Annotated in this window: 9 protein-coding genes; 7 read left to right on the top strand and 2 right to left on the bottom strand. The window is 36.0% G+C overall.

All coding sequences use genetic code 11. The annotated features are described in order from the left end of the window. Window positions 1-22 precede the first annotated feature (22 nt). The 4 genes from E0E36_RS15105 to E0E36_RS15120 all read left to right on the top strand — a co-directional run bounded on the left by E0E36_RS15105 (window position 23) and on the right by E0E36_RS15120 (window position 7,895). Window positions 23-1,813: a TlpA family protein disulfide reductase gene (locus E0E36_RS15105; protein ID WP_165446999.1), complete on the top strand. Its 1,791-nt coding sequence runs from the start codon at window positions 23-25 to the stop codon at window positions 1,811-1,813. A 246-nt stretch (window positions 1,814-2,059) separates the two neighbouring features. Next, window positions 2,060-2,944 carry a sce7726 family protein gene (locus E0E36_RS15110; RefSeq protein ID WP_130856629.1) on the top strand — a complete coding sequence of 295 codons (885 nt, stop codon included), beginning with the start codon at window positions 2,060-2,062 and terminating at the stop codon, window positions 2,942-2,944. 175 nt (window positions 2,945-3,119) lie between these two features. Beyond that, the gene (locus E0E36_RS15115) at window positions 3,120-4,028 is read left to right on the top strand and encodes a DUF5655 domain-containing protein (protein ID WP_130856630.1); all 909 of its coding nucleotides are present in this window, start codon (window positions 3,120-3,122) and stop codon (window positions 4,026-4,028) included. Between the two features lie 69 nt (window positions 4,029-4,097). Next, window positions 4,098-7,895 (top strand): type IIG restriction enzyme/methyltransferase, encoded by a 3,798-nt coding sequence (locus E0E36_RS15120; protein ID WP_130856631.1) that lies wholly within the window; start codon window positions 4,098-4,100, stop codon window positions 7,893-7,895. Window positions 7,896-7,915: 20 nt separating this feature from the next. Here the strand turns inward: E0E36_RS15120 and E0E36_RS15125 are convergent, their stop codons facing one another. Continuing rightward, the gene (locus E0E36_RS15125; protein ID WP_207303770.1) at window positions 7,916-8,836 is read right to left on the bottom strand and encodes a TaqI-like C-terminal specificity domain-containing protein; all 921 of its coding nucleotides are present in this window, start codon (window positions 8,834-8,836) and stop codon (window positions 7,916-7,918) included. Window positions 8,837-8,888: 52 nt separating this feature from the next. Between E0E36_RS15125 and E0E36_RS15130 the strand changes: the two genes are divergently transcribed. The 3 genes from E0E36_RS15130 (at window position 8,889) to E0E36_RS15140 (ending at window position 11,343) form a co-directional block, all read left to right on the top strand. Next, entirely contained in the window at window positions 8,889-9,512 is a 624-nt protein-coding gene (locus E0E36_RS15130; RefSeq protein WP_242627235.1) for a master DNA invertase Mpi family serine-type recombinase, read from the top strand. 182 nt (window positions 9,513-9,694) lie between these two features. After that, window positions 9,695-10,522, top strand: coding sequence for a HipA family kinase (locus tag E0E36_RS15135; protein WP_130856633.1), 828 nt, complete (start codon window positions 9,695-9,697; stop codon window positions 10,520-10,522). Next, on the top strand, window positions 10,519-11,343 hold the full coding sequence (locus E0E36_RS15140) for a hypothetical protein (protein WP_130856634.1): 825 nt from the start codon (window positions 10,519-10,521) through the stop codon (window positions 11,341-11,343). Before E0E36_RS15135 ends, E0E36_RS15140 begins: the two co-directional genes overlap by 4 nt. A 240-nt stretch (window positions 11,344-11,583) precedes the next feature. Here the strand turns inward: E0E36_RS15140 and E0E36_RS15145 are convergent, their stop codons facing one another. Next, window positions 11,584-12,306: a hypothetical protein gene (locus tag E0E36_RS15145; RefSeq protein WP_130856635.1), complete on the bottom strand. Its 723-nt coding sequence runs from the start codon at window positions 12,304-12,306 to the stop codon at window positions 11,584-11,586. Window positions 12,307-13,272: the final 966 nt, after the last annotated feature.

A 13,272-nucleotide genomic window follows, 5' to 3' on the forward strand; every position in this document is an offset into this window, starting at 1 on the left:
CATATTTTGTTTTGGGTATAATATGCCTATCTCCCGGGCTTCTTCTTCAGCTCAACCAGATACTATTGTAGAAGTCCCTTCATCTATTCAAAGGTGGTTTGATGTGGAGCTATCGAAGGCGAAGACAAAATCCTTAACCAATTATAAATCTACCGAAGACTTTTTTAGGTCTGATTCCGCTCGTTTAATCGGCTATTTAACAAAATACAGCAGTAGTAAAGATTTTACTACGGGGATGGTGTATACGGATAATGTTTTGACAAATGAAACCATTACGTCTTTAATTCGCATACAGCCGGACGGAAAATTTGAAGCAAATTTTCCATTAAGCTATCCTTCGCGAATACTTGTTACATTCAGGGATAAGTCTTTCAGTGTTTACTTAGAGCAAGGGCAAACATTAGCCTTAGCTATAGATGATTTTTCCGATGATGAATCCGTCACTGCTGAAAACGTTCGGTTCTTTGGCCCTACTTCTAGAATAAATAAAGAACTAGTAGCCTTGCACGGTCAAACTCTAAACTTAGCCTCATTAAAAGAGGGTGCACGAACGATAAAGCCGGAAAGATTTTTGGCACGGCAGTTAAAACGGTGGGACGAGGATATATTGGCCATTGATGAAAAGATGAAGGGAAGGGGTTTTGACGATAGAACGAAAAAGATCGCTAAAAATGAGGTTATTTTATCCCATGTTATTTACATATACAACTATATGCTGGAGAGAGACAGGATTGCAAAAGAAGATTCGACAAACCAAATATGTAGCAATGCTATTTCTGATGATTTTTATGATTTTCTTACTAAAGTACCGCTTAATGATTATACTCTTCTTACTACATATAACTTTTCAACTTTTATCAATAAATTTGAAAGCAATGCCCCATTGAATTTAAAATCGATAATGGTCGCTTTGAGACAAAAACCTAAAAAATCTTTTACAGAATATCTTTTTGGCGAGCTTGATAATGAGCCCAGAAAAGAGGATCGTGAATATTTAGAAATATTGGAGAAATTTAGATCGGAACAACTAACAAAAGAACAAAAAGTTTCCATATTAAAGGATGCGGAAAGTAAGCGTCGCGCGTTCGAAGATTTTTATCAGGAACAATTTATAAATTATCAACTGAAGTATATAGATAACCTACGCGTATATGATGTTCCTGAATCTCTTAAAAATTGGGAACGGCAGGATGAAATATTGAATAGAAAATACGGTTTAGATAACACCTTTGTCTACCAGTTAGTAAAAGTACGCGATCTGAAATTCATTTTCACTAATCTTACTAAAGACGATGCCGAGACGTTTTTAAACAGTGTCCAAAAAAAATTAAATGCAGCTGTTTTGCAAGTCACTTCTGAAAGCCTTTTCAAAAAGGCATACCTTACGAGCAATAATCAGGGATACAAGCTTCCTAATGATGAAAATACAGCGGTGCTTAGAAAGATAACGGATAAGTTCTTAGGGAAAAAAATACTCATAGACTTTTGGGGGACATTTTGTGCACCTTGTGTCGAGAATATTCAATCGAGTAAAGCGCTTCGAGAGAAATATAAAGACAGTAACAGGTTCGAATTCGTATACATTACTTCAGAAGAGAAATCACCTGAAGACAGGTATGTTGCGTTTATAAAATCACAGCAATTGACAAATACCTATCGATTGAGCGGCGATGATTATAGACGTTTACAAGATCTGTTTAAGTTTAATGCAATACCCCGATATGTCCTAGTAAGCGAGTCAGGAACTGTGATAAATGACGATTTTTATTTTCCTAATATCCAAAAGGAAATTGATAAAGGGGCGGAAAATTGATTTTAAAGAGAATTAGATCTTATATTCATTACTACTCTCCTTTTTACACCCCGATAGTATAGCGCATAGCAAAATAAAGAGGAATAGGTGTTTAGGTTTCATTGTTTAAAGTTTCTTAACCAAAAATACTGAAAAGTTTGATTTATCCAGAAAGGTCAATATTGACCTCGTTACTTTCGTCCTAGTAATCATTTATTCACTCATTGATTTAGCAAAATCAAACAAGAGTTAATACATTTGCATCATATGGCAGTAAATACTACGGTAGATATAAATAACCTTCGGGGATTATCCAAGCTAGTATCACACGCAGCATTCAAGAAGTTGAGTGTCGGTACCAACCAATCTGCCTATATCCGCAGGATGAAGAAATACCTTGGTTGGGAGCAGATGGGCGAGGGGCGGCCACGCACATTGGAAGCGCTCATTGCAGCGGCCTACCAAACGCTTTGCAGTCATTATCGGCACGAGTATATTTACAAATCCAGGTTAGTTACCGATTTTGTGCTGAAGCATTATGCTTTGGAAGATACCGTTCTGCTGAATGAGTTCCGTATCGGAAGTTCCATTGCCGATGCGGTGCTGATCAACGGAACAAACAAAGTCTTTGAGATCAAGACCGAGCTGGACACGCCCGAAAGGCTGACTACCCAATTATTGGATTATTATAAAGCCTTTTCCAAGGTGTATGTTTTTACGCATCATACACTGGCCGCTAAATATTTTGAGTTGTTACCCAGTAATGTGGGCTTGCTTGTTTATGGAGGCGATGGCGCTATCAGCGAGGAACGGAAGGCTATCAGCACCACACAGTATTTGGATATCCGTACCATGATGGGCTCATTGCGTAAGCCTGAGTATCTAAAATTGGTGAAGATGCTGGCAGGCTTTATTCCGGAGGCAACCCCGGTGTTTTTATATAAGGCGTGTTTGGAGACACTACAATGTTTCACGCCAGAGGAGGTACAGCGAGCCTACCATAGTGTGTTGAAAGAACGCATTAGTGTTGCCAATAATCAATTTATTGAAGAGGCGGTTTTTCCCTGTTATTTAAATTTCTCAATTTATAATCAGAAATTGCACAAAAATTCCTATCTTACGCTAGTAAACAATCTAAACAAAACCTTATAGTCTAGCGTTATGTATTTTCCCTAATTGAGAGGTAAGCAATTCGAACTTCTTGTATGAGATTAGTACATTGAAATTTCCTGAACCTGGTGAGTCGAGTTTAACTGACAGTTAATTCCTTTTTTGAAATATTATTTGTTGACTTATGTCGAATTAAACAAATTCTTTATATTGGTCTATGTTAATTTTTACCCAAACCAAAAATCAACTAGTAAGCCTAAAGGAGAAAGCTTTTAAGCTCGAAAAGGACATGCAAAGGCTGTTTGAAGCTAATGTTGAAACGATTACTGGATTAAAATTAGTTAGGTCCGAATTCGTGATAAAAGCGCAACGTTTCGATACCCTTGCTTACGATCCTAGTAGCAGGTCCTTTGTGATTATCGAATACAAAAAAGAGCGAAATTTTTCTGTTATAGATCAAGGCGTGTCATATCTTAACCTTATGTTAGAGTATAAAGCTGATTTTATTGTTGAGTATAACGAAACACAGCAAGAAAATCTCAAGCGCTCGGATGTGGATTGGTCGCAGTCCAAAGTAATCTTTGTATCCCCATCCTTTACAGATTTTCAAAAGCAGGCTTCCAATTTCAAAGATTTACCTATTGAACTGTGGGAAATCAAGCAGTATGAAGGGGGTACTGTGGTAGTTAATCCAATCAAGAAATCCAAAGCTGCACCTGCTATTAAAGCTATTCAAGGCGCGGATAATTCAGAATTAGAAAAGGTAGCAAAGGAAATCAAGGTTTATACTGAAGAAGGCCATTTAGAAGGCAAATCTGATGATATCCATGAGCTTTATGAAACATTTAAGCAAGCTATCTATAATTTGGATAACAACATCGATATCAAACCAAAAAAAATGGAGATTGGTTTTACTAAGGAAGGAAAGATTTTTACCGATATCTGTATCCTTAAATCAAATCTGAAAATCTGGATCAACCTAAAAAGAGGATTTTTGGACGATCCTAAAGAATTCGCGCGTGATGTTTCATCTGTGGGACACTGGGGTAATGGTGATTATGAAATAATCGTATCCGACACTAAAAACCTAGAGTATATAATGAGTTTGGTGAAGCAAGCTATATAAACCTTCCCTTCTTTTAAATACTCAGCGAAATATATTAGTTTTAACCAGAAATAAAGAGTAGCTATTAACATGAGCGCAAACCAAACCGATTTTCGAAAAGCTTTAAATCCTGCATATAAAAAATTCAAACCCCTGAAAAAGGATGTGGATGATTTTGTCGAAAAGCTGGAGCAGTGCATTGAGACTATTAAGTTCATCGATCAGAAAGGTGAAAGCGAAGAGCATTTAAAGTCACCTATTAGAAAATTTTTGGAAGCGACTTTCTACAGCCAGCATGAGATCAATACGAAAGGTCGTATTGATCTCGCAATTTATCTAGGCCAGGATGCAAAAAGCGATATCGGTGTAGTCATAGAAGCAAAACGCCCAAGTAACAAGGCTGAATTTCCAACCAACGCAAACCTAAATAAGAAGGCTCTTCAAGAACTATTATTGTATTACTTGAGAGAGCGGGTAGACCACAAAAACAATAATATCAAGCATCTTATCATAACAAATGGATTGGAGTGGTTTCTATTCAAAGGAGAGGATTTCTACAACGCTTTTTACAAGAACAAAAATCTAATCAAAGAATACGAGCGTTTTAGAGACAGGTTAAAAGACACCTCCAAAAATGAACTTTTCTTCAGTGAGATAGCATCTCCCAATATTGAAACTGTTAAAGATGAACTGCCTTATGTTTATATAGATTTCCGTACAAAAGATGTTGCCAAGCATAGTTCCAAAGAATTAGTAAACATCTATAAACTATTTTCCGACGTTCACCTAATGGGTAAGAGTTTCGGTAATGACAGCAATTACCTTAACAAAGAGTTTTATAACGAACTATTGCATATTATCGGTCTGGAAGAAGTCAAAGAAAACTCTAAAAGGATTATTCAGCGTAAGCAAAACAGAGATCGTGATTACGGTTCCCTGATGGAGAACACTATCTTCACTCTTGAGGATAGAGATTATCTTAGTAATGTAAAGCATATACCGAACGACTCAAATAAAGCTTTCACAGCAGGATTAGAGTTGTGTTTGACGTGGGTCAATCGAATATTATTCTTAAAGCTTCTAGAGTCTCAATTATTAAGTTATAATCTACATACACCTGCCTATAAATTTCTGAATATCGACTTTATTAATGGCTTTGATGAGCTAAACGACCTGTTTTTCTCCGCTTTAGCCAAGCCACTAGGTGAGCGTCATGCGCGGTATGCAGACAAATTTAAACATATTCCATATCTCAATAGTAGTCTATTTGAGCGCAGCTATATTGAGCAGATCACCTTTGATATTACATCGCTAAAAGATGAGGTAATGGAAGTATATGCGGCGACAATATTGAAAGACAGCAACGGCCGTAGACTAAAAGGCAAGATCAATACCTTAGAATATCTTTTCAAATTTCTTGATGCTTACGATTTTTCAGCTGAAGCGGGTACGGAAACAGACCATACTCATGAAAGCAAAAGGTTGATAAATGCTTCTGTGCTTGGGCTGATTTTTGAAAAAATTAATGGTTATAAAGATGGATCTTTCTATACTCCCGGTGTCATTACCATGTTTATGTGTCGAGAGACCCTGAGGAAAGTGGTAGTCGAAAAGTTTCAAGCTCTAGAGAATCCGCAAATTGATGACTTTGAAGATCTTAAATCTTACTGCGCTCGCTTCTTTAAGAACCAAGATGTAAAACGGTTTAACGAAATCATTAACTCTATCAGAGTGTGTGATCCCGCGGTGGGCTCTGGGCATTTTTTGGTTTCTGCTCTTAATGAATTAATTGCTATAAAAAGCGAATTAGGGATCCTAGTGGACGAGCATGGCCATCGTCTACCGTGTGATATCCAGATTGAAAACGATGAACTTTATATTTCGGACGCCCATGGAGATTTGTTTGAATATCGTAGGAATGATCCAAATAGCCTGCGTATACAGAAAACGATTTTTCACGAGAAGCAAACCATTATTGAGAATTGTCTCTTTGGCGTAGACATTAATCCCAATTCCGTAAACATATGCCGCTTGCGCCTATGGATTGAGCTTCTAAAGAATGCATATTATACCGACGAAGGGGAGCTACAAACACTGCCTAATATTGATATTAATATCAAGCATGGTAATTCTTTAATTCATCGTTTTTCTCTAGAGGACAGTCTCAAATCGGCGTTTAAGAATAAAGAAGTCAGTTATACTATTGAAGACTATAAGCAAGCAGTTAACGACTACAAAAAAACGAACTCTAAAAGTAAGAAAAGGGAAATCCAAAACATCATTGACACCATAAAAAGCAATTTCAAATCAACCCTTGATAGAAAAATCAAAGAGGCTGTACAGAAAGCCATGGGTGCATATGAACAAGAAAGCCAACGTCAACAAAATCTATTGCAATTTGGTGAGAAACTAAGGCAGGCGGACAAGGACGAGTTAAAGAAATTAAAAAGCAAGGCCGACAAAGAAATTAAGAAGAGGAACGAGATACTGGATAATGCTAATTTTAAAAATGCGTTCGAATGGCGTTTTGAGTTTCCGGAGGTATTGGACGGCGAAGGCAATTTTGTCGGTTTTGACGCGTTGATCGGTAATCCACCATATATACAATTACAGAAAATGGGCACCGAGAGCGATGTTCTTCAAAAAATGAACTATGATACCTATGCCAAAACAGGCGATATCTATAGCCTATTTTATGAACAGGGACTCTATATTTTACGACCAAAAGGTTTGTTGACATTTATAACATCCAATAAATGGATGCGTGCAGCGTACGGAGAAAGTCTAAGAAGGTTTTTAGCAGAGAAAACAGATCCACTAATTTTGATAGATTTTGGCGGTACGCAGATTTTTGATACAGCAACAGTCGATACCAATATTTTGATGTTTGCTAACGATAAAAATAGACAACAAACGGAGACTTGTATTATCAAAGAAAAGGTGTTAAATAATTTGAGCGTTTATTTTAGACGACATCTAACCATTGCAGAATTTACAACTAATGACAGCTGGGTCATACTTTCGCCTATAGAAAGGAGTATTAAAGAGAAAATAGAACGGATAGGCACTCCACTCAAAGATTGGGATATCCAAATTAACTATGGCATAAAAACTGGCTTTAATGATGCGTTTATCATAGATGGTGTTAAGCGTAAAGAATTAATAGAACAGGACCCAAAAAGTGATGAAATTATACGACCCTTATTAAGAGGACGTGATATTAAGAGATATTCTTACGAGTTTGCTGATTTGTATCTTTTATTTATTCCTTGGCATTTCCCATTACACAAGGATCCAAGTATAACTGGTGCATCCCAACAAGCTGAAGAAGCATTTGAAAATCAATATCCTGCAGTATATAGACATCTATTAAAGTTTAAATCTGCCCTTTGTAATCGTAATAAAGCAGAGACAGGAATCCGCTATGAATGGTATGCGCTGCAACGATGGGGAGCAAATTATTGGGACGATTTTTTTAGACAGAAAATTGTTTGGATCGAACTTACTGATAAGCCAAATTTTTCACTTGATAATAGTGGGAAATTGCTAAACAACACTGTGTTTTTTATAAACGGTGAGCGCTTGCCTTATATCATTTCATTTCTAAACACAAAACTATGTGAATGGTATTTCACAAAGATAGCAACCACATCAGGAGCTGGTACTAGAAGGTGGATAAAGATATATATCGAACAAATATGTATACCATTAGAAGTTGATCCCAATATAGAAACAAAGATAAATGGCCTTGTCGCAGATATCCATAAATCAAAAAGGAATGATTTAGAATTTCGGCATTTAGAACGTCTAATAGAGGAAGAAATTTCTCACATAGTCCATTTGACAGAAGAAGAAATCAATTTTATTGATCAGACGGTAAGTCGATAATATGTAAAGTACAAGGTTCACTAAATATCAATAAAGCCTATTTCGTTGATCTCTTCAGCTGTTAAGTCATATAATTGAAATATCATATTATCAATCTGCTGTTCTAGATCTGTCGTCTGTTTACTCGCATTTTTTAGTTCTTTCCATTTGTTTAAAAGGTTTTCGAATAGTTTATCCGACTCCTCATTTATTCTTAATATTGGAATGCCTTCTAGAAAAACCTTTCTTAATTCCCTCGTTCCTCCTAATAACTCGGGAAAATTGTCTTTAAAGCAGTACTTAAATAAGCTCGAATTAAAAAAAGCTGTAAGAAAATTCAATTTTTCACCAGTTAAGATGAAACATTTGTTGTTGGTTACGAAATGAACATCATCCAGATAGAAATTCAGAAATTTTGTTATTTCAGGATAAATTATTTTCTGTCTAAAAAAATCGTCCATATAAGCACAGTTGCGAAGGTTGTATGGAGTATCACCTTTGTCAGTTCGCTTTGCCAGTTGTACGTAAAAATTATCTAAATGCTTTTTTATAGCAGGGTAATCGTCTATTTTGATGGGGGTTATGCCTTTTTCTTTGATGCCGTTATGGACGTTTATTAGCCATAGATCCGCAAAATCATATCCATACTTTTTTATATCCCTGCCGCGTAAAATAGGTCGTATAATTTCGGCAGATTTTGGATCTTCTGCAATAAGCTCATCTCGCTTATGTTTGTCGATTATGAAAGCTTCGTTATATCCGGTAAGAATACCACGATAGATATTGATACCCCACTCCTTTAATGGCGTTCCGATTGCTTCAATTTTGGCTTTGATTCGCTGTTCAATTTCGCTTAAGATTACCCAACTGGAATCTCCTGAAAAGGCGCAGATCGAAGCTGATTGTCTAAATAAGTACTGTTTTTTTGTGTCATAAAAATAGCAATGTTTTATTTTAGACAATATCCGTTTAATTTAAACCATTATTGTATAACATATTTTAACAGATTCAACTATGATGATTTACGGTTACATCCGAGTAAGTACAGACAAACAAACAGTAGAAAACCAACGATTTGAGATTAATGATTTTTGCGATAGAAACAGCACTGTCGTCAATAAGTGGATAGAAGAGACAATCTCTGGAGCTAGGAGTGTGGAAGAGAGAAAGCTTGGTCGTTTATTAAAACGAATGAAAAAAGGAGATGTACTTATTTGTTCCGAGCTGTCCAGATTAGGAAGGAATCTACTGATGATCATGGGGGTACTAAACGAGTGTATGAACCGCGATATCCGTGTCTGGACAATAAAAGATAACTACCGCTTAGGTAGCGATATAAACTCTAAAGTTTTAGCTTTTGCTTTCGGCCTCTCCGCAGAGATTGAAAGAAATTTGATTTCCCAACGCACTAAAGAGGCCTTGGCTAGAAAGCGCGCAGAAGGAGTTACACTAGGACGCCCCCACGGCAGTAAATCGTCTAAAATGAAGCTCACGGGCCAGGAAAAGAAAATTAAAGAGCTATTGGATAAACAAGTGTCTTTCTCTGCAATCGGTAGAATTCTAGGGGTACACCGCCTAACCGTTAGCAATTTTGTGAAATGCAATCCAGATATCGTGAGCGATAAACTTTTTAGCTAAGTTCATAGTGCATTCAATCTATTGAAAATGGATTGGATGCACCATAAGATTCAAGTTCAAGTATAAAGCACGACTACCGTTAATATTTACGGTTATTTGGCCTAGCATGTGTCGAAGTTTTTAATATTTCTTCTAAATTCGTTAAATTGCCAATGATATAATAATTCGGAAACTAAGCCTAAATGCTGCCACTTAGAATATCCATAGAATCTATTCGTAGAGTAATTGATACCAATGGCAGTCGGCCTGTAGTAGTCTTGGTAGACGATTTAGAAGATTATGCATGTAAATACGACGCCAGCAGCAAATTAATCAGTGAATACTTAGCTCATTGTTTTTTACGTATTTGGGAATTACCAATATTAGATGCCACCATTGTACAGATCCTTCCCGAACATGTGGGTACAAGCATACTTTCAAATCGCACACAATTACATCATTTCAATAAACCCTGTTTCGGTTTGCGGTATAATAACTTAGCAACAGACGCCTCCAATCTGTTAGTAGGGTTAAAGTCAGATTACAATGAGTTGCAGAAATTTCAAAATAGATATGACCTCTTAAAAATCGGTTTATTTGATCTTTGGATTGCCAATACAGATAGAAGTATCAATAATTATAACCTTTTGATCAATTCAAATAAAGGCTATTATGAAATAACACCCATTGACCATTCCGACATTTTTGATGGATGTAGGTTGGGACAGGATCTTGCCCAATTGACTGAGTATGATAGTATATTGTCTTCCGATTTGGCGAAGACTTTGTTATATAACAATAAAAAAATTGCAGAAGAGACACGGCTACTGTTGAATAACTTTCCTAACTTTGTAACTGCCTGTAACAATGCACTACCTGAAATAGTGGCTGGTATCCCTAATGATTGGTGTAGTGATAAGGGGACTTTGCACGAGCAAATAAAAAGTAGTATTATTGATAATGCTACGTGGATAGCGGATACAAAAGCGAACTTTAAAGAACTGGTAGCAGAGTATATAATAAAGAGATGAGCGCGTTTTACTCCATATTGTACTGTACTATTCGCCCCAATCAGGACGAACGGATTAGTATTGGCCTTTTTATGGCTGATGGTGAAAGGTGCTTCTTTTCTTTTTCGAAGGAGAAACTAAATATCTTAAAAGAGTTAATTCCGGGAGATGCTTTTTCGCTTTTAAAGTCAAATCTGCGAGCTATCAGTGAGTTAGCAAATGCATACGCGGACGATTTTATGCATGCGCATAAAAGTAGCTCCATTTTGAGCGAAAGTTATTTTAGCTATCTTTCTGTATACGCAAATAATCTGCTTACATTTTCTGCGCCTACTAATATTAACATCACATTAGATCAGAATAACTTTAACCGTCTTTTCGAGAAGTTTGTTTTTAACATACCTGTTAATCGGACAGAAAAAGTAAGTAAAATTGATATAGTGAGAAAGAGACTTGCCAAGTCTATCGCAAAGCGTGTCAATTTCGATGTAGAAATGACGGAAAATGAGGTGCCGGGCTTAATTGTTCCATCTAAAGTTACTTTTGTTGGTAAAAATAATGTAGAGGTGGTAGGGGAGATGAGCGATTTTACCAAAGCCTTATATATGCTTAAACAACAAGTTGGATCTCATTTGTTTCTAGTTGATAAAATGAAGGAAAAGAATAAGGATACCAAATTCTTTTTCATCGGTGACGAACCATCAAAAAAACTTCCAGAGCATCACAGTATTTGGAAAAGTATTAGAACCTATTCCGCAGTTCAGCTGGTGCCTACCAGCGAAGTGGAATTAATTGAAGAATATATGGATACTCATCATGTAGAGCCGTTCTTCAGTAGCTAATAGAGAATTTTATATCTGTTTTTGTGTTTCCTATATTTTTACAAAGGCTCTATTTTAGCATAGATTCTAAACTTACTTGATTACTGAAAATTATACAAGGAACAACCTGACTCCGAACACTCAAACATTCTTAACCATACCTTCTTCCGTTAGTAGCTTTGTATCGCTCTTTTGACTTTGATCGGTACGACTATTATGTCGAATGTTATCAGGTGAGCTAAAAAGTATTACTATTTCTTTTTATACGTTTTTTGCTTTAAAGATAGGTTCAATAGGATAAATATCAAAAGGACTATTTTGGGTAATACGGTCTATTAATGTCTTAGAACCGCCGATGTAAGTAAACGGTAAGTCGTAGTCGGAAACTATACACCAGTTTTTATTATCTGGATATATTGCTGTTGGGTTTTCAAGCACTTCTTTTTCAGACTGCAAAAGATTAAATTCAGTGAGATGTCCTTGGTATATTATTTCCTTTTCCCAGTTCTGGGTTTTTAACTGGCAATAATAGAAATTGATTAATATATCGCCATGTATATCTTTAATATGTTCAAAGATGTATTCTAATTCGCATGATTCACAGTTTCCCTCGTTCGGATAACGGATATCCTCAGGCCAGCCAGTTTCAATAATCCGTTTACGGATCAACTCCATATTCCTATTTGCTGATTGCAGGTCAAAAGGATAACGATACATCGTGAAAAAATCTGGCCATGATATTCGTTCGAAGCTTTTGTTGTGCGCATTCTTTGGCTGTTCGAGGTTAGGCGATTTTTTAAGATCGAAACTTATCCAGAACGGATGGAGTACGATGGCATATTGTTCAAAAATCAGTGGGCAGCATACGGTCAGTAAGTACCAAAAAGAGTTACTTTCAGTCTGTTTACCTTCTACGCTAATATTTGGTCCCAACTGTGCTTGTTTTGCTATCCATTCTGGCAACGTACCGTATGTTTTTTTCATTTGGATTCAGGTAATTGTAGTAAAAGTAAGAACTTGTGCATAAGAAACGGTAAATACCGTCATTATTTTGTTGTTATCTATTCCCAAGATGGTTTTTATTAATTTTTACTCAAAAAAGTGTTTCCTAGTATTCAAAGCTATTACCAACCACGTGGATGAATGCACACACGAAAGGTTAGTGCTCTAGCAATGGGTGTGATGACTATCTATCATCGATAATAAACCCATTACGCTAATGTTAACTATAAAATAGTTGAAAGAGTGAGAACTGTAGGCTTACCAAATTTGTAACCTTCTCCAAAATTGGTAAGTCTATAACGGCCCATACAGCATGGTCAAAAGATGATTTGGGGCGATGACATAGATTCAGATATAGAAGAGAAATACAAGTGTTCAAGTAAAACGATCTTCATGAACTTCATAACTATTAAATTAGACTGTTTTTGTGTCACTAAAGCTCTAGTCAGGCTTTCTGAACATATTTATAACAACCAAACAAAAGATATGAAAAACTTTACAACGGCTTGATCAAATTTCTCCTACTATGATCCATGTCGATGAGATCATTCATCTTTTGGCACATGAAGTGACATTGCATTCTTTAAAGATATTTTCATAAAATGATATTTCCCGTTATAGCATTATCTTGAAAAATTCTCCTACATTTCAAGAGTTAAAGAATTGAAAAACGCAATCTAATCATGTAATATTTTTTTTCTCTGAAAACAAGTTGTGAAATAATCTATTCGAAGTTATCTAATCTATCTGTTCTTTTCATTAGATCTTACTCATGACTTTGACTTGATTTTCTGCTGGAATTGAGTATTTATCAGATGATTTGACAGCGTATTTCAAACAAAGTGACATAATCATTATTTTTTAAACATCTTACTTGATGTTAGAATTGTTTGCATTATTAAAAAATAGTTAGTAGCTTTATTAACTGAAGCTTAAGTCGTTCTTACT

This window comes from Olivibacter jilunii, assembly GCF_900607235.1.
GTDB classification, from domain to species: domain Bacteria; phylum Bacteroidota; class Bacteroidia; order Sphingobacteriales; family Sphingobacteriaceae; genus Olivibacter; species Olivibacter oleidegradans.

What these genes read in the sequence shown, in the direction of transcription:
- E0E36_RS15130 (WP_242627235.1), top strand. Translation starts at nt 8,889, where the DNA reads ATGATGATTTACGGTTACATCCGAGTAAGTACAGACAAACAAACAGTA.
- E0E36_RS15120 (WP_130856631.1), top strand. Translation starts at nt 4,098, where the DNA reads ATGAGCGCAAACCAAACCGATTTTCGAAAAGCTTTAAATCCTGCATAT.
- E0E36_RS15110 (WP_130856629.1), top strand. Translation starts at nt 2,060, where the DNA reads ATGGCAGTAAATACTACGGTAGATATAAATAACCTTCGGGGATTATCC.
- E0E36_RS15140 (WP_130856634.1), top strand. Translation starts at nt 10,519, where the DNA reads ATGAGCGCGTTTTACTCCATATTGTACTGTACTATTCGCCCCAATCAG.
- E0E36_RS15145 (WP_130856635.1), bottom strand. Translation starts at nt 12,306, where the DNA reads ATGAAAAAAACATACGGTACGTTGCCAGAATGGATAGCAAAACAAGCA.
- E0E36_RS15115 (WP_130856630.1), top strand. Translation starts at nt 3,120, where the DNA reads ATGTTAATTTTTACCCAAACCAAAAATCAACTAGTAAGCCTAAAGGAG.
- E0E36_RS15105 (WP_165446999.1), top strand. Translation starts at nt 23, where the DNA reads ATGCCTATCTCCCGGGCTTCTTCTTCAGCTCAACCAGATACTATTGTA.
- E0E36_RS15135 (WP_130856633.1), top strand. Translation starts at nt 9,695, where the DNA reads ATGCTGCCACTTAGAATATCCATAGAATCTATTCGTAGAGTAATTGAT.